This window comes from Bacillus sp. NP157, assembly GCA_018889975.1.
Lineage (GTDB): Bacteria > Pseudomonadota > Gammaproteobacteria > Xanthomonadales > Rhodanobacteraceae > Luteibacter.
This window is the reverse complement of the sequence record CP076546.1, coordinates 190,112-211,994: the sequence shown is the minus strand read 5'-3', so window position 1 is coordinate 211,994 and position 21,883 is coordinate 190,112. Positions and strand designations below refer to the sequence as shown.

General features: G+C 66.6%; 14 protein-coding genes. 4 read left to right on the top strand and 10 right to left on the bottom strand.

Features of this window, described 5'->3' with window-relative positions:
- Positions 1–409: 409 nt before the first annotated feature.
- Both KPL74_01025 and hrpA read right to left on the bottom strand, forming a co-directional pair.
- The gene (locus KPL74_01025) at positions 410–2,533 is read right to left on the bottom strand and encodes a bifunctional (p)ppGpp synthetase/guanosine-3',5'-bis(diphosphate) 3'-pyrophosphohydrolase (protein QWT20606.1); all 2,124 of its coding nucleotides are present in this window, start codon (positions 2,531–2,533) and stop codon (positions 410–412) included.
- Entirely contained in the window at positions 2,530–6,486 is a 3,957-nt protein-coding gene (gene hrpA / locus KPL74_01020; GenBank protein QWT20605.1) for an ATP-dependent RNA helicase HrpA, read from the bottom strand. Before hrpA ends, KPL74_01025 begins: the two co-directional genes overlap by 4 nt.
- 115 nt (positions 6,487–6,601) lie before the next feature.
- Here hrpA and KPL74_01015 point away from each other — a divergent pair, with 115 nt between their 5' ends.
- The 4 genes from KPL74_01015 to KPL74_01000 all read left to right on the top strand — a co-directional run bounded on the left by KPL74_01015 (position 6,602) and on the right by KPL74_01000 (position 15,564).
- Positions 6,602–7,069 (top strand): DNA starvation/stationary phase protection protein, encoded by a 468-nt coding sequence (locus KPL74_01015; GenBank protein ID QWT20604.1) that lies wholly within the window; start codon positions 6,602–6,604, stop codon positions 7,067–7,069.
- Positions 7,070–7,292: 223 nt separating this feature from the next.
- Positions 7,293–9,893: a glycosyltransferase gene (locus KPL74_01010; protein QWT20603.1), complete on the top strand. Its 2,601-nt coding sequence runs from the start codon at positions 7,293–7,295 to the stop codon at positions 9,891–9,893.
- 143 nt (positions 9,894–10,036) lie between these two features.
- Positions 10,037–11,803: an autotransporter assembly complex protein TamA gene (locus KPL74_01005; GenBank protein QWT20602.1), complete on the top strand. Its 1,767-nt coding sequence runs from the start codon at positions 10,037–10,039 to the stop codon at positions 11,801–11,803.
- An 11-nt stretch (positions 11,804–11,814) separates the two neighbouring features.
- Positions 11,815–15,564, top strand: a complete 3,750-nt coding sequence (locus tag KPL74_01000) for a translocation/assembly module TamB domain-containing protein (protein QWT20601.1) — start codon at positions 11,815–11,817, stop codon at positions 15,562–15,564.
- Between the two features lie 51 nt (positions 15,565–15,615).
- Here KPL74_01000 and KPL74_00995 read toward each other — a convergent pair whose 3' ends face one another.
- The 8 genes from KPL74_00995 to KPL74_00960 form a co-directional block, all read right to left on the bottom strand.
- Entirely contained in the window at positions 15,616–16,212 is a 597-nt protein-coding gene (locus tag KPL74_00995) for a hypothetical protein (GenBank protein QWT20600.1), read from the bottom strand.
- A 217-nt stretch (positions 16,213–16,429) separates the two neighbouring features.
- Positions 16,430–17,689: a hypothetical protein gene (locus KPL74_00990; protein QWT20599.1), complete on the bottom strand. Its 1,260-nt coding sequence runs from the start codon at positions 17,687–17,689 to the stop codon at positions 16,430–16,432.
- A 170-nt stretch (positions 17,690–17,859) separates the two neighbouring features.
- Positions 17,860–18,270, bottom strand: coding sequence for a DUF2802 domain-containing protein (locus KPL74_00985; protein ID QWT20598.1), 411 nt, complete (start codon positions 18,268–18,270; stop codon positions 17,860–17,862).
- A 155-nt stretch (positions 18,271–18,425) separates the two neighbouring features.
- The gene (locus KPL74_00980) at positions 18,426–18,875 is read right to left on the bottom strand and encodes a chemotaxis protein CheW (protein QWT20597.1); all 450 of its coding nucleotides are present in this window, start codon (positions 18,873–18,875) and stop codon (positions 18,426–18,428) included.
- On the bottom strand, positions 18,872–19,453 hold the full coding sequence (locus KPL74_00975) for a hypothetical protein (GenBank protein ID QWT20596.1): 582 nt from the start codon (positions 19,451–19,453) through the stop codon (positions 18,872–18,874). Before KPL74_00975 ends, KPL74_00980 begins: the two co-directional genes overlap by 4 nt.
- Entirely contained in the window at positions 19,450–20,238 is a 789-nt protein-coding gene (locus tag KPL74_00970) for a ParA family protein (protein ID QWT20595.1), read from the bottom strand. The genes KPL74_00975 and KPL74_00970 overlap by 4 nt, the downstream gene beginning before the upstream one ends.
- The gene (gene motD / locus KPL74_00965) at positions 20,238–21,146 is read right to left on the bottom strand and encodes a flagellar motor protein MotD (GenBank protein ID QWT20594.1); all 909 of its coding nucleotides are present in this window, start codon (positions 21,144–21,146) and stop codon (positions 20,238–20,240) included. Before motD ends, KPL74_00970 begins: the two co-directional genes overlap by 1 nt.
- A complete protein-coding gene (locus tag KPL74_00960) occupies positions 21,143–21,883 on the bottom strand; it encodes a flagellar motor protein (protein QWT20593.1) in 741 nt (246 codons plus the stop codon). The genes motD and KPL74_00960 overlap by 4 nt, the downstream gene beginning before the upstream one ends.

The following is a 21,883-nucleotide window of genomic DNA, read 5'->3' as shown; positions in this document are numbered from 1 at the left end:
ATGCCGCTTCATCAGACCCTGCCCCGGTGCCTGCGGACCAACAGCCATGTCCCGATTGCGCACCCGGTCGCGCGCAGGCGCGCTCCTACACGAGCCATCGCTGCGTCGGGGATGCCGGTGGTGGCCGTCCCACCCAGCTCGCGACACGGATGAAGAGAGCCCTCGGTGCCTACCCTCGAGGCGAGTTCCGCACAAGCGAGCGCCCGTAGGGCAATAAGTACATGGGCCGCGGCTGCGGCCAACCTTATCGAGCGCGGAGGACCTGTCTGAGCAGCGAGGGTAGGCACCGAGGGCTGTCCTGCGACCGAGCCCGAGCGCCGCGCGGACGGCAATCGCGCGCAGGCGCGCTCCTACAGGGCGGGGGTTCGGCCGGAGGCCGCCCGGCATGGCCGCGCCAGCGGCAACCGCTTCAGCGGCCGCCGAGGCGGCGGGCGTCGGTCACGTTTGGCAACGCCGAGAGGCGACCCAGCAACATCGACAGCTGCTCGTAATCGCGGACACGCAGGGTAAACCGCATGTCCACCTCGCTCGTCCGCGTATTCACCCGGCTCGACGAGGCCACGATATGCGGCCCGATGTTATTGATCGTCGTCGCCACGTCCTTCTGCAAACCCTTCCGGTCGTAACCACGCAGCTCGATATCCACCTCGTAGTTCTGCACCTCCACCCTGCCCCAGCTCACCTCGATCACCCGGTCCGGATCCTTCCGCGCCAGCCGCGACAGCGCCGGGCAATCCGCGCGGTGCACCGACACGCCACGGCCACGCGTAATGAACCCGCGCACCGGATCGCCCGGCAACGGCTGGCAGCAACGCGCCAGCGTGGTCAGCAGGTTGCCGATGCCCTCGATCGACAGCGCACCCCGGTCGTGCTGCGCCGCGCGCGAACCGACCGGCGCGGTGGACTGGGTGAACGCCGGCTCGTCCGGCTGCTGCAGGTGACGGGCGATCTGGCCAAGCGAAATCTCGCCCAGCGCCACCGTCACGAACAGATCCTCAGTGCCCTTCAGGCGGAAATGCGTGGCCAGCGCCGCGAGATCCACGTCGTCCACCGCCAGCCGGCGCAGCTCCTTCTCCAGCGTCGCCTTGCCGGCGATGATGTTCGCCTCGTGCGCTTCGCGGCGGAACCACGCCCGCACCTTCTCCTTCGCACGCGAGGTCACCAGGTAGCCATGATGCGCGGACAGCCAGTCGCGGCTCGGCTCGGACACCTTGGTGGTGAGGATCTCGACACGATCGCCGCTGCGCGGATGCGTGGTCAACGGCACGATGCGGCCGTTGAGCTTCGCACCGCGGCAGCGATGCCCCACCTCGGTATGGATGTGGTACGCGAAATCCAGCACGGTCGCACCGCGCGGCATGTCGATCACTTCGCCCTTGGGCGAAAGCACGTACACGCGGTCTTCCATCAACTCCGTTTCGAAGCCCGCGACGAGCTCGGCATCGTCTTCGCCGCGCGGTTCGAGCAACTTGCGCATCCAGGCGATCTTCGCCTCGAATTCCGCGTCCGCGCCGCCGCCTTCCTTGTATCGCCAGTGCGCGGCCACGCCCAGCTCGTTGGCGCGATGCATCTCATGGGTGCGGATCTGCACTTCCAGCGTCTTGCCTTCCGGGCCGATCACGGCGGTATGCAGCGAGCGATAGCCGTTGCCCTTCGGCCGCGCGACGTAATCGTCGAACTCGCCGGGCAGGTGCGGCCAGAGGCTGTGGACCAGGCCCAGCGCCGCATAACAATCCGCGACGTTGTCGACGAGGATGCGCACGGCGCGGATATCGTAGAGATCGGAGAACTCCAGCCCCTTCTTCTTCATCTTCTTCCAGATGGAGAAGATGTGCTTGGGCCGGCCGGCAAGGTCGGCCGGGATGCCCGCGCCGTCCAGCACCGCGTGCAATTCGGCGAGGCTGGTGGCGATGAAACGCTCGCGGTCGGTGCGCCGCTCGTCGAGCAAGCGTGCGATGCGCCGGTAGGTATCGGGTTCGAGGTAGCGGAAGGCGAGGTCTTCCAGCTCCCACTTGAGCTGCCAGATACCCAGCCGGTTCGCCAGCGGCGCATGGATGTCGGCGGTGAGCTGGGCCAGTTCGCGGCGCTCGGCATCGGGCAAGGCCATCGCCGTGCGCATGGTGGCGAGCTGGCGGGCCAGCAACACGAAGACCACGCGCAGGTCGCGGATGATCGCCAGCAACAGCCGGCGCAGGCCTTCCGAACCCGTGGCAGGCCCACGTTGCGCATGCAGCGCCCAGACTTTCTCCGCTTCGGCCTGCCCGTCGACCAGCCGCTTCAGCGAGGCGGGCCACGTGCGCGAGGCTTCGTCGGCACCGCCGGGCACGCCGCGCGCCAGCGTGTACCACAGCGCCGAAGCGCAGGTTTCGTCGTCGCAGCCGAGTTGGCGGAGCAGCTCGATGATGGTTTCCGCTTCGCCGCGCGCGGTCGCGGGCAGCGCGGCGCAGGCCTCGCGAGCGCGCTCGGTGAGCGTCAGCCGCGGGGCGGTGTCCGGCGCGCTTTCGGGCCCTGCGCTGGGTGGCGGCGTCTTCATGCGGTGCTTGCCTGTGCGGATTCCAGCGCCCTGGCCAGGCGCTTGGCCGAAACCGGCTCGGCCGTCTTCAATTCCTGGGCGAACAGCGAAACGCGCCATTCCTCGGCCAGCCAGCGCAGTTCGGCCCAGGCCGTCGCATCCAGCGCGGTGCCACCTGCATTGAGCAGGGCGCGCCAATACGGCAGCACCTGCAGCATACGCGACTGGTCACGCTGCGGATCCTGGCGCAGGCGCTCCGCGCGCAGGCGCATCGCCTTGAGGTATCGCGGGATGTGCGCCAGCCGCGACAGCGGCAGCTCGCGCAGGAAGCCCGGCTGCATCAGGCCGGCCAGCTGTTCGCGCAGGTCGTCGTAGCTGGCCTTGGCGAAGCCCATCAGGGGCGGCTCCATCCACGGCTTGAGTTCGGCCTGGGCCTCGATGATCGGCTCGGCCAGCTTCTGCCGCGCCATGGCGGCGCCGAACAGCGCACGGCCCATCTCGCCCTTGAGGTGCTCGAAGTCAGCCAGTGTGCGCACATTGAGCGATGCGTCGGCCAGCAGGTCGTCGAAGCCACCTTCGACCAGGTCGTCGCGTAGGCCATCAACGCTGCCGAGCGGCGCGTACTTGAGCGACAGCGAATTGCTGATCGGCAACTGGCGGCGCGCACGCTTGAACTCGGGCGCCAGCGCACCCCGCAGCAACCGCTCGACGCCGCCGACGTGGGCTAGCGCAGCTTCGTCGGCGCGTTCGAACACGCGCAGGGCCACCGCTTCGCCGAGATCGACCAGCGCCGGATACGCCTTCAGGCCGGCTTCCGACTGGACCTCGCGCGGGATCGATTCGAAATCCCAGGTGAGGATGTCTTCGCGGGTCAGCTCGATGTCGGTCTTGCGCGAGAACGCCTCGCGCGCCTTGCCTTCCCATTGGGCACGGATCGCAGCCAGGTCGCGGCCCTCGGCTACCGTGCGGCCGTTTTCGTCGTGCACGCGGTAGCGCATCTGCAAATGCACCGGCAGCTCGATCCCGGCGAAGGCACCGGCATCGACATCGACGCCGGTGGTTCGCTTGAGGAACGCCGCCAGCGCCTTCGCCAGGGGCTCATCGCGCGCGCTTTCGGCCTCGGCGAACGCACGCGCGAAGTCCGGTGCGGGGACGAAGTTGCGGCGCAGCGGCTTGGGCAGGCCACGGATGAGCTCGGCCACCTTGTCGGCCAACAGGCCACCCACCAGCCATTCGCCACGTGCCGACGGCACCGCATTGAGGAAGGCCAGCGGGACGTTGAGGGTGACGCCGTCGGCGGGATCGCCGGGCACGAAGCGGTATTCCAGCCGATAGCGATGCTGGCCGATGTCGAGCGAGGCCGGGAAGGCCTTGGGATCCAGGCCGGCGCCAGTGTCCATCACGTCGGCCAGCGTCCAGCGCAGCGCAGCCTGCTCGCCCGGCGCGGCCTTGCGATACCAGGCGTCGAGGGCACGGGTATCGGCGATCGATTCGGGCAGCTTGCCTTCGAAGAAGGCGGCCAGTTCGTCATCCGAACGCAACAGCCCGGCACGACGCTGCTTCGCCTCGATGTCGTGGGCCTGCTCCAGCACGCGCGTGTTCGCACGAACAAAGTCGGCGCGGCTGTCCAGTTCACCGCGGACCAGCGCCTCGCGCAGGAAGATCTCGTGGGCCAGCCGCGGATCCTGCTTGTGGAAGGTCACGGGGCGGCGCTCGACCAGCACCAGGCCGAACAGGGTGACCTGTTCGTAAGCCACCACCGTGCCGCGCTTGCGCGACCAGTGGGCATCGCGCGCCGTGGCGCGCACCAGGTGGATGGCTTGGGACTCGATCCATGCGGGGTCGACGCGGGCATTCATCATCGCCCACACGCGGCCGCCGATATCGAGGATCTGCGCCGCGAAGATCCACGCCGGCGGGGCCTTGGCCAGCGCGGAGCCGGGAAAGACCTGGAAGCGCCGCTCGCGGGTACCGCGGAAGATGCCCTTCTCGTCCTTGTGGCCGACCTGGGTAGGCAGGCCGGCAAGCAGGCTGCGGTGGATCGCCTCGAAGTGGGCGTCGGGGTTGAGCGTGTGTGAGGCGGGTGCCGCGGTCGCGGCATCGCGCGCAGGGCGCGCTCCTACAGGGGCAGCGGGAGCGGCGGGGGCGTCGCGCCAGCCGAGTTCGCGGATGACCAGCACCAGCTGGCGGTGCAGCTCGCGCCATTCGCGCATGCGCATGAAGCTGAGGAAGTGACGCGAGCACCAGTCGCGCAATTTGGACGAGGTGAGCTCTTCCGCGGCGGCAAGGTGTGCCTTCCACAGGTTGATGACACCGACGAAGTCGGACCTCGGATCCGCGAACTGCGCGTGTGCCGCGTCGGCCTGGCCGCGGGCCTCGGGTGGCCGCTCGCGCGGATCCTGGATCGACAGGAACGCGACGATGGTCGTCAGGTCGGCAAGGCTGCCGAGGCGGCGCGCTTCCACCAGCATGCGCGCCAGCTGTACGTCGATCGGCAGGCGCGCGACCGTGCGGCCGATCTCGGTCAGGCGGCGGTCGTCGCCGATCGCGCCGATCTCGGCCAGGCGCCGGTAGCCATCGGCGACGACGCGCGGATCCGGCGCTTCGAGGAACGGGAAGTCCTCCACCTCGCCCAGGTCCAGCGCCAGCATGCGCAGGATGACGTTGGCCAGCGACGAACGCAGCAACTCGGGGTCGGTGAACTCGGGCCGCAGGTTGAAATCCTGCTCTTCGTACAGGCGATAGCAGATGCCAGGGCCGACGCGGCCGCAGCGACCCTTGCGCTGGTTGGCGGCGGCCTGCGAGATCGGCTCGATGTGCAGGCGTTCGAGCTGTCCGCGCTGGCTGTAGCGCTTGACCCGCGCGGTTCCGGGATCGACCACGTAGCGGATGCGCGGCACCGTCAGCGAGGTTTCCGCCACGTTGGTGGCCAGCACGATGCGCCGCTTCGGGCCGGGCCGGAAGACGCGGTCCTGCTCGCTCGCCGACAGGCGGGCGTACAGCGCCAGCACTTCGGTCTCCCGGTACTGCTTGCGCGAGAGCAGTAGGTGGGTGTCGCGGATTTCGCGCTCGCCCGGGAGGAAGACCAGCACGTCGCCGCGCGGATCCTCGCGGGTGATCTCGTCCATGACATCGGCCACCTGCTGCGACACGTTGCCTTCGCCCCGCTCGCCCGGCGGGCGATAGCGCACCTCGACCGGATAGGTACGCCCTTCCACCTCGACCACCGGCGCATCGCCGAAATGGGCCGCGAAGCGTTCGGTATCGATGGTCGCCGAGGTGACGATCACCTTCAGGTCGGGACGGCGCTCGCACAGCCGCTTCAGGTAACCGAGCAGGAAATCGATGTTGAGGCTGCGTTCGTGGGCCTCGTCGATGATGATCGTGTCGTATGCCGACAGCCACGGGTCGGACTGGGTTTCGGCCAGCAGGATGCCGTCGGTCATGAACTTGACCAGTGCCTGGTCGGAGACCTTCTCGCTGAAACGCACCTGGAAACCGACCTTGTCGCCCAGCGGGGTGCCAAGCTCCTCGGCGACGCGCGCGGCCACGGAACGTGCCGCCAGCCGGCGCGGCTGGGTGCAGCCGACCAGGCCGGCTTCGCCGCGGCCCGCGGCCAGGCATAGCTTCGGCAACTGGGTGGTCTTGCCCGAGCCGGTTTCACCGGCCAGCACCACGACCTGGTTCTCGCGGATCAGCTTGATGATGTCGTCGGCGCGTGCGGCGATCGGCAGGGAGGCGTCCACCGAGATCGCCGGCTTGGCCGCGGCACGCGCGGCACGCCGGGCCATCGAGGTGGCGATGTCCTGGGCCAGGGCATCGATGCGGCCGGTGTCGGGCTTGCGCGACAGGTTGCGCCAGCGGCCGAGCAGGCGGCCGAAATCGCGGCTGGATACGCGCGAGAGGGCGTCACGCAGCTCTTTCAGGCGTGGATCGGCAGGTGGATGGCGAGCTGGGGTTGTCGGGGTACTCATGGGAACGCCAATGATAGCGTGTGCCTATCATCGGGATCGGAACGTTTCATTTCACGCCCACGCCGGCGCTCGTTAACATTCCATCCCAGAACGCTAAACCAAGGAGAGTCGCAGCATGGCCATCGACATCGGTATCGCCAAGAAAGACCGCGAAGCGGTTGCAAAGCAGCTGTCCAAGCTGCTCGCGGACACCTATTCGCTGTACCTGAAGACGCACAGCTTCCACTGGAACATCACCGGCCCGCAGTTCAACAGCCTGCACAACATGTTCGAGGTGCAATACAACGAGCTGTGGACCGCCGCCGATGAGATCGCCGAGCGCATCCGCATCCTCGACGTGTTCGCCCCGGGCTCCTACAGCCAGTTCGCCAAGCTGACCTCGATCAAGGAAGAATCCGGCGTGCCGGACTGGAAGGACATGGTCGCCCAACTGGTCGAAGGCCATGAAATCGCCGCGGCCACGTCGCGCGAAGTGATAAAGGCCGCCGACGAAGCCGGCGACGAAGGCAGCGCGGACATGGTCACGGGCCGCCTGAAGGAGCACGAGAAGACCGCCTGGATGCTGCGCTCGCTGCTGCGCTGATAGTTAGAAGCGTGTGAAAGCGGGGGTTGGGGGTGGGAAGTGAGGGCGCAAGCCCGGTGCGCGACGCTACGCGCCCACTTCCCACCCCCCAACTCCCGCTTTTCTCTGTCGCCAGCCTGACCAGCCGTTCAGCCCGGCGTTGAGCCATACCCCACCGTTCGTTAAGCTCCCCGGGTTACCTCACATTGATGCCACTTGGGGGCCAATCGGTCCGGGGAATGTTTTGAGCGCTACCAGCACGACCGACCGAAAGCATCCCATCCTTGTCGCGGTGATCCTGGCGATCGCCGTCGCCGGCCTGAACATCGGCCTGTGGCTGGTTGCCAACCTGCCCAACGGACCTGACGACTGGAAGGCCCCGGTGCCCGGTTTCGCCTTCACGGCCTACCAGCGCTACCAGAACCCGATGAAAGGCGACGTCTCCACGGATCCGGAGATCGACAGCGACCTGCGCCTGATCAAGCGCTACTCGCCGCGTATCCGCACCTACTCGATGCTGGAAAACCCGCAGGTGGCCCGCCTTGCCGACAAGGAAGGCCTGGACCTGATGGCCGGCGCGCTGATCGACACCCGCCTGGACAACAACGAGCGCGAGATCGATGCGCTGATCGCCCAGGCCCGGCGCTATCCGAAAACCATCACCCGGGTCATCGTCGGCAACGAAGTGCTGTTCCGCGGCGACCTCAAGCCCGAGCAGGTCATGGGCTACCTCGACCGCGTGCGCGCCGCCGTGCAGCAGCCGGTCTCGGTGGCCGAGCCGTTCCACGTCTGGATGCAGAACCCGGAACTGGCCAACCACGTCGACTTCATCACCGTCCATCTGTTCCCTTACTGGAACGGCATCACCGCCCGTGCGGGCGTGGGCGACGCCATCGGCAGCTACCAGAGCCTGGCCGCGCGATTCCCGGGCAAGCACATCGTCGTCGGCGAAATCGGCTGGCCGTCCAACGGCGACCGCTTCAAGGCGGCCTATCCCAGCGTGTCCAACGAAGCCATCTTCCTGCGCTCGTTCTTCAACGAGGCCAAGCGGAACGGCATCGACGACTACTACGTGCTGGAAGCGATCGACCAGCCGTGGAAGGAAAACCTCGGCGAGGGCCGCACCGGCGCCTACTGGGGCATGTTCAACGCGGACCGCCAGCTGAAGTTCCCCTTCACCGGCCCGGTCACCGAGGACGTGCACTGGCCGTGGAAGGCCATCGCCGCCTCGGCGCTCGCCTTCATCCCCATGCTGTGGTTCGGCATCGCGTTCCGCCGCTTCAAGCTTGGCGGCCTCCTGTTCTTCATGGCGCTGGTGCAGCTCGCCTGCGGCCTGATCGTCTGGTCGGCCACCCTGCCCTTCAACTTCTACCTCGGCCCCTTCGACTGGGCCATGCTGATCCTGTTGTTCCCGGCACAGATCGCCATCCTCGGCATCCTGCTGATCAACGGCTTCGAGTTCACCGAGGTGCTGTGGCGGCGCGAATGGGTGCGCTACGCCGGCATGCTGCCGCCCGACCCGGTGGAGCGACAGCCGTTCGTGTCGATCCACCTGGCCTGCCACAACGAGCCGCCGGAAATGGTCCAGCTCACCCTGGATTCGCTGGCCGCGCTCGATTACGAGAACTTCGAAGTCCTGGTGCTCGACAACAACACCAAGGATCCGGCGGTGTGGAAGCCGGTCGAAGAATATTGCGAAAAGCTAGGCGCGAAGTTCCGCTTCTTCCACCTGGAGCCGTGGCCCGGCTACAAGGCAGGCGCGCTGAACTTCGGCCTGACCGTCACCGACGAACGTGCCGACGTGGTCGCCGTCATCGATGCCGACTACGCCGTGCGCGAAGACTGGCTGTCCACGCTGACCGGCTATTTCCACGACGCCAAAGTGGCCGTGGTGCAGTGCCCGCAGGCCCATCGCGAATTCGAGAAGAACCGCTTCCGCCGCATGACGGCATGGGAGTACGACGGCTTCTTCCGCATCGGCATGCACCACCGCAACGAACGCAACGCGATCATCCAGCACGGCACCATGACCATGGTCCGTCGCTCGGCGCTGGAAGGCACGGGCGGCTGGTCGGAATGGACGATCTGCGAGGACGCCGAGCTCGGCCTGCGCCTGATGCACGCCGGCTACGAGCTGGTCTACGTCGACGAACTGATGGGCAAGGGCCTCACCCCGGCCGACTTCAAGGCGTACAAGAGCCAGCGTTACCGCTGGGCCTTCGGCGCGATGCAGATCCTCAAGGGGCGCTGGCACTGGATGACGCGCAAGGGACCGCTCACCGCGGGACAGCGCTTCCACTTCCTCACCGGCTGGTTCAGCTGGTTTGCCGACGCGCTGCATTACATCTTCACGATGATGGGCCTGTTGTGGACCGCCGGCATGATCGCCGCGCCGGACTACTTCAACCTGCCCATGCAGCTGTTCATGATCCCGGTGATCGGGTTCTTCTTCGCCAAGGCCATCTTCGGCGTGGTGCTCTACCGCGCACGCGTACCGTGTAGCTGGTACGACACGCTGATGGCGTCGGTGGCCAGCATGGGCCTTTCGCACGCCATCGCGCGCGGCATCCTGCATGGCCTGACCCGCGAGAAGACCGCCTTCGTGGTGACCGCCAAGAGCCGGCGCATGGGTGGCAGCGGTTTCGCCGCTTTCTCGCCCGTTCGTGAGGAAGTGCTCATGGCGGTCGCGCTGTTGCTTGCGATCATCGGCATGGCCACGCACTACGGCACTCAGTATGTCGAGAGCACGCTATGGATGTTCATCCTGGCCGCGCAGTCGATTCCGTACGTGTCGGCCATGGTCGGCGCATGGATCGCGCACCAGTCGGGTGACGAGGCAGGCTGACGCCTCGTTCACTTTTGTCGAGCCGTTCGCTCGACCTACACGCCACCTCGCGGTAAGTTACGGCCCATGCGGAGCGCCCGGATTGCGCTCTACGGGCAGCCATGCCGCCCGCATGGCCCTGGACCACGACCTGAAGGACGCTCATGCGCCTCACAAGACGCCATGGACTGCTGCTTCTGCCGTGGTTCTTCTTCCCTGCCGCCGCGCACGCGGGCGTCGTCCTGAACGTGGACGGCGTGGACGAAAACCTGAAGAACGCGGTCGTCGCGGGCGTCGAGCTCAGCCAGTACACCGCGCGCGACGTTACCGACGCGCAGGTGCGCCGCCTTTACGCCAATGCGCCCGACCAGGTCCAGGCCGCGCTGCGCCCCTATGGCTACTACGAGGCCACCGCCACCGGCGACCTGAAGCAGGTGGGCAATAACTGGCAGGTGACGTTGCACGTGGTGCCCGGCACGCCGGTCACGGTGAAGACGGTGAACGTCTCGCTCGAAGGCGACGCAGGCAAGGTGCCGGCCGTGCGCCGTGCGCTGCGCGGCGTGCAGAACATGAAAGACAAGCCGATGAACGACGGCCAGTACGACGCCGCGCGCGATGCGGTGAGCGGCGCCCTGACCGCCACGGGCTTCCTCGACGCCAAGCTGGTGACCCATCGCGTGGAAGTGAACCGCGCCGAGCACAGCGCCACGGTCGAGCTGAAGTGGGAGGCTGGCCAGCGTTTCCGCTACGGCCACGTCAATTTCAAGAACTCGCAGTTCCGCGACGGCTTCCTCGATCGCTACCTGCCCTTCAAGAGCGGCGATTACTTCGCCCAGGACCAGTTGCTCCAGCTGCAGCAGGCGTTGAACGGCGCGGACTACTTCGCCGTGGTCAACGTCATCCCGGATACCGACAACGCGAAGGACGGCACCGTCGATATCAACGTGGAACTCGCGCCGGCCAAGCGCACCATCTACACCGGCGGGCCGTTCTTCGGCACCGACACCGGCCCCGGCCTGCGCGGTGGCATCGAGAAGCGCTGGATCAACGACCGCGGGCACAAGTGGAAGAACGAGCTGGTGGTGGCGCAGCGCCTGAAAACGCTGTCGACGCTGTACCAGATCCCCATGCCGGGCCCGAACCAGCGCAGCTTCAACTTCGGCGCGAACTACCGTGACGCGAACACCGTCACCTCGAAGTCGCGCACGCTGCAGCTGGTCGCCAACGAAACCCGCCTGTGGCACGGCTGGACCCGCACCATCGGCATGAACGCCCTCACCGGCACCTTCACCGTCGGCAAGCGCGGCGGCGAAGGCGACAACGCCGAGGGCCTCGAGCACGGCCGTAGCACCCTGCTCTATCCCGAGATCACGCTCAGCAAGAAAAAGGGCGACAACCCCACCTTCGTACGCAGCGGCTGGTCGCTGACCATGACCGCGCGCAGCACGGTGGGCACGCTCTTGTCGGACGCGCGGTTCTCGACCGTGATGGCCGACGCGAAATGGATCCAGTCGTTCTGGGGCCGCGATCGCCTGATCCTGCGCGGCACGGCGGGCAAGACCTGGACCGACGACTTCAGCGCCCTGCCGCCTCAGCTGCGCTTCTTCGCCGGTGGCGACCGCAGCGTGCGCGGCTACGACTTCGAAAGCATCGGCCCGCGCAACGCCTACGGCCGCGTGGTCGGTGGCGAGAACCTGCTCGTGGGCAGCACCGAGGTCGAGCACTACTTCACCCGCAACTGGGGCATGGCCGCGTTCGTCGACGCCGGCAACGCGTTCGCCGGCACGGATTACAAGCCGAAGATCGGCACCGGCCTGGGCGTGCGCTGGCTGTCGCCGGTGGGCATGATCCGCGTCGACGTCGCCGTGCCGGTCCACGACAAGACCGAACATGGCATCCACCTGCATGTCGTCATCGGGCCCGACCTGTGAGGAGCGCCGGCATGAAGTGGTTGATCCGTACCGGCATCGCGCTCGGCGCCCTGGTGTTGATCGTGGCGCTCGGCGTCTGGTGGCTGGTCGGTACCGCCGCGGGCCTGCGCTTCGCCCTCACCCGCGCCCAGGGTTTCACGGACAACGCGCTCACCGTCGACCGTGCCGAGGGCCGCCTCGCCGGCCCGCTCGACCTCGCCGGCGTGCGTTACAAGGACGGCAAGGGCATGGACGTGCGCGTGGCGAAGGCGCACGTCGATTTTTCGTTCGGCGCCTTGCTGCACAAGTCGGCGCACGTCTACAGCCTCGTCGTCGGCGACGTCGACGTGGCGTTGCCGCCCAGCCAGCCCGACACCAACGAGCCCTCCGAACCGTTCACGCTGAAGCCGCCGCTCGACATCGTGATCGACGATGCGAAGATCGGCCACGTGAAGGTAAGCCAGGCCGGCCAGCCGTTGTTCGAGTCGAACTCGCTCGACCTCGCCGCCTCGTGGACCGGCAAGGGCATCGCCGTGGGCAAGCTCGCGTTGCGCGCACCGGATGGCCAGGCCGACCTCGCCGGCAACCTTGCCGTGGGCAAGGGCTACATGGGCGACGGCAAGGCCAGCTTCCAGTGGAAGGTCGGCGAGGTGGAGTACGCGGGCGACCTCGAGGCGCATAGCGATGGCGCGAAGGCCCACACCATCGTCCGGCTGCGCCTGCCCTTCGTGGCCCAGGTCGACGCCAACCTCGTGCAGAGCGGCGATTACGCGTGGACCGGCTCGATCGATGCGCCCGCGTTCAACCCGAAACCGCTGATCGGCGACAGCAGCCTCATCGCGCTCGGCCTCGCGCTGAAGGGCTCGGGCGACCGCTACGGCGCGAAGCTCGATGGCGACGTCGACCTCAACGATTACCGCGTGCACCTGGCGCCGATCGACGCCGCGTTCGACCACGACTACAAGCGCCTGACCCTCAACGAGCTCACCGTCGGCTCGCCGCAGGTGAAGGGTTCGCTGACCGCGAAGGGCACCGTCGAGATCGCGGCCAACCCGCTCACCGCCGACCTGTCGCTGGCCTGGAAAGACGTGGTCGTGCCCGAGGACGTCGCCGGCCAGGTGCTCGCCAGCAACGGTAAGCTGAGCTTCCAGGGCGGCGACGAGAGTTACCACGCGCTGGGCGACGTCGACATCGGCCCGCCCGACCACCTCGGCAAGTTCACCCTGGACGTCAACGGCAAACCCGACGTCATCGACATCCACACGCTTGAACTGAAACAGCCGAACGGCGTGCTCGCCGCCAGCGGCACAGTCACGCTGAAGCCGGGCATCGCCTGGAAGCTCGACATGAAGGGCGATCGCTTCGATCCCGGCCAGCTGCTGGCCGCGTGGGGCGGCGCGCTCAACCTCGACCTTTCCACCGAGGGCCGCCTCGTCAACGACGAGCCGCTCGGCACCCTGGAGCTGCGTAAGCTCGATGGCACGCTGCGCCAGCGTCCGCTACGCGGCAACGGCAAGCTCGAGCTCAAGCCACGCCAGGTGGTGAACGGTACGCTGGACCTCGCCTCGGGCGGCAGCACCATCAGCCTCGATGCGAAGGGCGATACGTCGAACGACGCGCAGCTGAAGCTGGCCATCGCCTCGCTCGGTGACTGGTTGCCGGATGCCGGCGGTCGCCTGCAGGGCACGATCAATGCGAAGGGCAACGTACCCAAACTCGCCGTGAAAGCCGACCTGCGCGGCAACGCGATCGTCTATGCGGGGCAGAAAGTGGATGCCCTGACCGTCAATGCCGACATCCCGGATGTCAGCGCGCCGGGTGGCAAGTTCGACGTGGTGGCCACGGGCGCCAACGCCGGTGGCATGGTTTTCGAGCGCATCGCCGTCAACGCCAACGGCACGCAGGAGCGCCACCAGCTATCGATCGACGCGAAGGGCAAGCCGCTCAGCACGGACCTGCAGCTGTCGGGCTCGTACAAGGACAACGGGTGGAACGGCACGCTGTCCTCGCTAAATATCGATTTCCAGGGCCTGCCGCGCTGGCGCCTGCAGAACGCCAGCCAGCTTGCCTTCAAGGATGGCGCCGCGAGCATGAGCGACCTTTGCCTCACCGCGGGCGATCCCCTGCTCTGCGTCGCGGCGAAGCAGGACAAGGCCGGCAACCTCGATGCGAATTACCGGCTGCGTCGCGTGCCGCTGTCGCTGCTCATGACGGCGGCGGAAGCCGGCAACACGCCGATGCGCGCGGACGGTTTCATCGAAGGCGACGGCAGCGTGCGACGCACGGCAGCCGGCGCGCTTTCCGGCCAGGCTAGCCTGGCCTCGCCGCATGGCAGCGTGGTCTACCCGGACCGCAGCGACCAGCCGCTGCTGGTGTACGACAACCTGGCGGTGAATGCGCAGCTGGCACCGGATAGCCAGCGCGTGACGGTCAACGCGTCGCTCAACGATGGCGGCACGCTTGCCGGCAACGTATCGGTCACCGGTGCCCAGCAGGCACTGGGCGGCAACATCGCACTGCACCTGAAGAACCTGTCGGTGATCGAGCTGTTCACCACCGAGCTGGCCTCGGTGAAGGGCGGCCTCGATGCCAGCTTCAACCTCGGTGGCACCGTGGCGACGCCGGCGATCACTGGCCAGGCCGTGGTCGCTGGCTTCGCTGGCGAAGTGCCGAGCGCTGGACTGAAACTGCACGACGGCCGCTTCAGCGTCAGCACCACCGATGCCACCAACTACGCGGTCGACGGCACCATCGCCTCGGGCGAGGGCACGCTGGGGATCAAGGGCACCGCGGCGCTTGGCGCCGGTGCGCAGATGCGCCTGGGCATCCAGGGCTCGAAGTTCACGGCGGTCGACATCCCGGCCGCCAAGGCGATCGTCTCGCCCGACCTCACCATCGTGCAGGACGCGAAGGGCATGAACGTCACCGGCAAGGTCGGCATCGACCTCGCCGACGTGAACGTCGAGAAGCTCCCGGGCGCGGGCGCCACCAAGGCCTCGTCCGATGTCGTCGTCGTCGACGACAAGGCGCAGGAAGCCGCCGCCGAAGCCTCGCCGATCAGCGCGGACATCCGCGTGGACCTCGGCCAGAAGGTCCATCTGGTCGGCTTCGGCATCGACGGTCGCATCACCGGCCAGCTCGACGTACGCGAGCGGCCCGGCCGCGCGACGACGGGCCAGGGCCAGATCGGCGTCGACGGTACCTACAAGGCCTACGGGCAGGACCTGAAGATCGAATCGGGCCAGCTGTTGTTCGCCAGCACTCCGATCGACAATCCCGCCATCAATATTCGTGCAGCGCGTACGCTCAATCCGAACGCGACCATCGACGACGGTCAGAAGGTCGGCCTGTATGTGTCCGGCACCGCACGCCGTCCGATCCTCACCGTGTTCTCCAACCCGGTGATGGAGCAGTCCGACGCCCTCTCCTACCTCGTCACCGGCAAGCCGCTGTCGCAGGTGAAGGGTGGCGAAGGCAACATGGTGGGCGCGGCCGCGCAGGCGCTCGGATCGGCGGCGGGTGACTTGCTGGCCAAGAGCGTCGGTTCGCGCATCGGCGTGGACGACATCGGCGTGAGCAACAACGATGCGCTCGGCGGCACGTCGGCCTTCACCGTCGGCAAATACCTCTCGCCGCGCCTGTACCTGAGCTACGGCGTCGGCCTGTTCGATCCGGGCCAGGTGATTACGCTGCGCTATCTGTTCAGCCATCGCTGGAACTTCGAAGCGCAGAACGCGACGGACTTCAGCCGGGCCAGTTTGAATTATCGGCTGGAGCGGTAGGCGGCGCTGGGGCTGGCCTGCGGCGGGACTGGGTCGCGCGCGGGCGCGCTCCTACAGGGGTGGGGGCGCGGGGCGTGCGACGGGGCCGTCGATGAGGATGATGGTTTCGTTGGACGTGGCTTCCTCAAGGGTGTTTCGGTGAAACGCCGCGAACGCCTCCGGCCCGACCACGTCGAGGTCGGGCTCGTGCGTCAGGCGCACCGTGTAGCGGACAGCGAAAGCGCCGCCGTTGCCGAAGTCGTATTCGTGGCGAAGGTCGACGTCCCGCGAACGGATCTCGCCGGGATGCAACGTAATGAACGACGTCAGGTCGACCCTTTTGACGCTGACGGATCGGCCTATGTAGTCAACCCTCTTTCCGACGCTGTCGGTGATGTCGAACAAGGGCCGGGCCAGACCTTTAGGGATCTGTACGAACGGGGTCTCCCACAAGAAGATCGAGATATCCTCGTCACCAACGTTGGCTAATTCAACGTGGATGATCGACGCACGCTGCCTGTCGTGGAGATACGGTGAGCTGATTCGTACGTCGAGCCGCTGGCCGGCGTGCGCCATGTGCGGCACGGTGCAGAATGCCACCACGACGACCGCCCGAAAAGCGTTAATCAGCAAGCCGTGGATCGAAAAAATTCTTGGCACGTTACTCATGTCGCCTTCCCTGGATGGGTGCATACCTTACTTTCGAAACATGTTCTTCGAAATGGAAGGATTCGGAGCTTCTTGCTTACGCAACAACGACGAACTGAGCGGTAAGCCGCCCTCTACCGCGTGTGAGCGACTCCGTTTGGCCGTAGTCCAGCCGCGGCACCTTGAATGAATTAGGGATCCTCACGTGACTGAGGATCCCCTGAAAGAAATGACCTGGTTAATCCAGAGCCGGTGACTCTGCCTCCACTCCCGCGTCCGATGCCTGCTGTGTTCCTGCGTCAGGCTGCGGCTCGTCGTACGGCGTAGTGTCCATGATGAAGAACTCAAACGAGTCTGCATTGCGGACAGTTTTCCATCGATCTTTTTTCGCCAGCTCTTCGACGTCTCGCACTCCGTATTCGTAGTCTTTCGCGCTATATCCATCGGTGAAATGCGAAAATTCATGGGCTACGACACCCATTCGAGACGCAGGCCAGCCCTTCTCTGGCAACTTGAAAAAGAGATCGCAGAAATGGACGGTGTAACGAGAATCCTCCTCCGCCCATGCGGTTGAATTGGGGGGATATCCGGGACATCCACACTGCGGTTTGAACTGACTACCGCCGCCACCGAGCATGCGACTCCAGATTCGGTCTAGCGCTATGTACGCATGTCCATTGTCGCTGTCCTTCCAATCTTCATCACCTGGTACGGGACCTTCGCCGTGTGAGCCGAACCAACGCTCGTAGCGTGGATGGGGCTCGAATACGGTGTGGTATTTACCGTCGCTGCCTTTTACGTACGGGTAGCGGCTGTGCATGTAAGCCGACGCGTCGTAGGTGCGTTGAAAGGCGAGGCTCTTCGCCGAGTAGATGACATCGAGTTGGTCTTGGCGGCACTCGTTATCGTTGACAGCAGCGGACCGGATAACGGGACCATCGATGAGAATCAGCGTTTCGTTCGACGTTACTTCGCTCAGGGTATTGCGCCGGAAGGCTGCATACTGCTCCGGAGTCACGTTGCTGGGATCAGGCTCACGACCGAGGGGAAGCGTGTAGCGCACGGCGAACGCGCCGCCGTTGCCGAAGTCATATTCAGGACGCAGATCTACATCGCCCGAGCGACGCTCGCCCGGATGGAGCACGACAAAGTCGTCGAGATGTAAGCGCCCTATATTTACCCAGCGACCGGCATAACGAAGCTCCTTCCCGTGGATATCGGTAACGTCGAACAGGGGCTTGGGAAGCCTGCCTGCGGCCTTGGCGAAGGGGGTGTCCCACAGAAGGAGCGAGACGTCTTCGTCTCCCACGTTCGCGATTTCCACGTGGATGATCGAGGCGCGCTGTTTGTCGTAGAGGTAGGGTGAGCTGAGCTGGACGTCGATCTGCTGCGTCGCGTTTGCCAGTTGAGGCACCGTGCAGCACGCAACCAGCGCCAGCGATCGCCATGGGAGCGACCAGGATGTGCGTTGGAAAAACCCGCCTGATGTTGTCGTCATGTAGCACTCCGCGTGAGGGGGTGCAGACGTTAGCGGTGGGCGCGATGGCCCTGGAATAGAAGAATTCTGAGTTTTCCTGCGACCGAACGAACATGTGACCCGCGTCGCAAAATCCGTTCACCCCGCCCAGTGTAGGAGTGCGCCTGCGCGCGATCTCCCTGCCCGGCCGATCAGCGCCCCGAGTGCAACCGATGCAGCAGTTCGGCCTCGGTCAACGAAATGCCGCAGGTCTCGGCGATGTCTTTCGGCGAAGCGCCCTGGCGTGCGAGGCGCTGTGCCAGTGCGAGCGATCGGTCGCTGGTGCCACCGGGCTCGGACGACAGCGCGACGTTGGGGCCACGGCGAACCTGGTCTTCGATGTCGCCGAGGCGGTTCTCGAGGCGGCGCAGCATGCCGGCGAGCTGGTCGGGTTCGATGGCGGGTGCGAGCGGCGAGGCGGCTGGTTCGCTGGCGGCGGCTTCGGGGGCGGCGGCTGGAACGGGCGCGGGGGTGTTGCCGAGGCGCTTGAACACGAGCAGGAGGCCGACGAGGTTGAGGACGGCTAGTGCGATGAGGACGTAGCCAAGGGCGTCGGCGGTCATGCGGGCGGGGCTCCGGTTGAGGCCGGGTCACGGTAGCGCATTTGGGGGGCGGTTAGGAATCTTGGGTGGGGTGGGTATTGCGGGTATTGCGGGTATTGCGGGTATTGCGATCGGAGGGGGTCGCGCGCGGGCGCGCTCCTACACGGGGCAGTTGGTCAGGCGCGGCAGAGACGGGGGACGTCGACGAGGGCGATGAAGCTGTCGTCGCGGGTGATGACGCCGCTGACGGGGTCGTCGCGGCGGGTGGCGCGGCCGGGCGGTGGCGGGGCCACGTCGGAGGGGTCGAACTGGAGCATGTCGCCGATGACGTCGATGCGCAGGCCGACCGTGGTGCCGGCGTCGTCGAACACGATCACGCGCTGCATGTCGGCTTCGCTGGCGCTGACCTCGCCTTCCAGGCCAAAGCGGCGGCGACCGTCCAGCACGGGCACGATCTGCCCACGCAGGTTGACGATGCCGAGCACGTCGCTGGGTGCGCCAGGCACGGGCGTGATGTCACCCGGGCGGATCACTTCGCGCACGGTGGCAAGCGACACCGCGTAGCGCTGTCCTTTCAGGGTGAAACCGAGCCACAGATCACGGCCCTCGCGTTGTGGATCGGTCACGCGCCGAGCTCCTGTTCCAGCCAATGGATAAGTTCTGCCGTGCCGATCACGCCGCAACGGGGTTCGCGCGACATGCCGGCAAGCCAGGGCCGGGTCGCCGCGCCGGCGCGCCATTGCACGCCGGCCATGTCGATTTCGACTGGCTCGTCTGTGACCTCGCAGGCCAGGGCCCAACGCCGGTCACCGAGCAGCACCAGCGTCGGTGCATGCGCGCCGGCCATGTCGGGCGAAAGGATCGCGGCCAGGTCGGCCACGCGCGCTTCGCCGCTGGGATGGCGCCAGCGTCCGAGGCAAATGGGGTTGGCATGGTGCGGCGGGCTGAGCGGCGGCATCGGCAGCATGTGGGTCACGTCGGCCATCGGCACGGCGACCTTGACCCCCGCCGCGACGCACAGCAGGTAGCGCGGTGCGCGCTCGGCCGGTGCAGGCTCGGGCGACGGCGCCACGTTACGCCACGATTCGATCGTAACCACCTTGACCTCGGCCGGCACCGGCTCGACGGTGACCGGTGCGGGCGTGAGCAGTTCCGCGAGGTAACCCGCGACGATCTGCTCGGCCTCGTTCATGTTGCCGATCACGCGGCCGCATCCTCGACGGTCGGGCTGGATTTCTCCAGCAACTCTTCGAGCAACTGCCGATAGGCAAGACCACCGCGACGGGCCGCGGGCCACGATGCGAGCGGTACGCCCGCCGCGCTGGCTTCGCGAATCTGCGTGTCGGTCGGGATCACCGCCTGGCTGACGTCGTCGCCGTATTTCTCGCGCAGCTGGTCGAGGCAGGCGCGCGATGCGTGCGTCCGTGCATCGAACAGCGTCGGCACGATCGTCCGCGGCATCGGCTTGCCACGCGAACGCTCGATCATCGACAGGCTGCGCAGCATGCGTTCCAGGCCAGCCAGCGCGAGCGCTTCGGTCTGGGTCGGCACCAGCAGGCGATCGCTCGCCGCCAGCGCGTTGACCATCAGCACGCCGAGCGTCGGCGGGCAGTCGAGCAAGACATGGTCGAAGTCGGGCGCGAGGTCGGCGAGCGCCTGGGTGAGCACCAGGCCCATGCCCGGTCGCGTGCCGAGCTGGCGATCCAGCGTGATCATCGCCGCCGAGGCCGGCAGCACGCTGAGCCGGTCCCACGCCGTGGCGTGGACCAGGGTACGCACAGGCAGTGGCGTCGCGCCGAGTCCGAACAGATCGTAGACACTGCCGTGCGCGCCGGCTTCGACGCCGATGTAACCCGACAGCGATGCATGCGGATCCATGTCGACCAGCAAGGTGCGCTTGCCGCTCGCGGCAAGCAGGCTGCCGAGCGACACCGCGGTCGTGGTCTTGCCCACGCCACCCTTCTGGTTTGAAATCGCCCAGACGCGCATCAGCGGTTTCCTCCATCCGGCTGGAAGCGAGCGAGGGCCGCACCCGGTGTGTCCGGCGCGGCCTTGTCACTCATCACCACGATCACCACGCGGCGGTTTCGGTTACGACCATCGTCCGACGTATTCGCGACCACTGGGCGGAATTCGCCCCAGCCCATGATCCCGACGCGGTGGGGATCCACGCCTTGTTCGGTGATCAGGCGGGCCACCGTGGCGGCACGCGCGGCGGACAGTTCCCAGTTCGACGGGAACGTCGCCGTGGCGATGGGTGTGTTGTCGGTATAGCCCTCGACGCGCATCCCGTTCGGGAACGGCGCGAGGATGCCGGCGAGCTTGCGCAGCACGTCTTCGGCGGCAGGCTGCAGCTTCGCCACGCCGACCGGGAACAGGATGTCGGTACGCACTTCGATCTCGAGCCAGTCGGGCGTCTGGCGGACGCTGACCAGGCTCTTGTCGATCAGCGGCTTCATCGCACGCTGCACTTCGTCGGAAATCTGGCTGAGGTTCGGCTGCTCAACCTTGCCCACGGTGGCGTTGTCGGCCGGTGCCGACTGCTTCTTGTCGCCCGGCTGGGCCTCGGCAGCAGCGCCTTCGTGGCCAGGCAACGGCAGGTTGCGTGGCGGCAGCGGCACGTCGATCTTCGCGATCGGGCTGGCCGATGGCGCGCGCGACTGGTTCGGCAGCGGCACCTGCACGGCAGGCGCGGTGGCCTGCACCGGCTCGATCACCTTGCCGGTGCCATTGAAGGCTTCGTTGATCGATGCCGCCATGACCCTGAACTTGGTTTCGTTCACCGCGGATACGGCGTACATCACCACGAACAGCGCCAGCAGCAATGTGATGAGGTCGCCGTAGGGGATCGCCCAGCGTTCGTGGTTGATATGCTCTTCGTGATGGCGGCGCTTCACGGCAGGAACCCCTGCAGCTTGCTTTCGATATGCCGCGGGTTGTCGCCCTGCGCAATCGAGACCAGGCCTTCGACGAGGATCTCGCGCATCTGCGAACGCTGCCGGGCCAGGCCCTTCAGGCGCGCTGCCATCGGCAGCGCCAGCAGGTTGGCCAGGCCGATGCCGTAGATCGTGGCGACGAACGCCGCGGCGATCCCATGGCCGAGCTTGCTCGGATCGGCGAGGTTCTGCATCACGGCCATCAGGCCCATCACGGCGCCGATGATGCCCATGGTCGGCGAGTACGCACCGGCGTTCTCGAACACCTTGGCGGCTTCGATGTCGCTGTGCTCGCGGGTAAATACTTCCACTTCCAGCACCGAGCGCATCGCGTCGGGCTCGGTGCCGTCGACGAGCAGCTGCAGGCCCTTGCGGATAAACGGATCCTGCTCACGCTCGATCGCCGGCTCGAGGCCCAGCAGGCCCGTCCGGCGAGAGATTTCACTCCAGCCGACGATGCGGCTGACCAGGTTTTCCGATTCGATGTCGGGTGGCCGGTACACCCACGGCAACATGGCCCACGCGCGCTTGAGCACGGGGCCGGGGGTCTGTACGAGCAAGGCGGCGAAGGTGCCGAGGAACACGATGACGAAGGCGGCCGGGTTCCACAGGGCGTCGAGGCTCGAGCCCTTGAGGATGGTCCCCACGATAATGACCAGGAAGGCCAGGATCGTGCCGACGACGCTCACGATATCCAT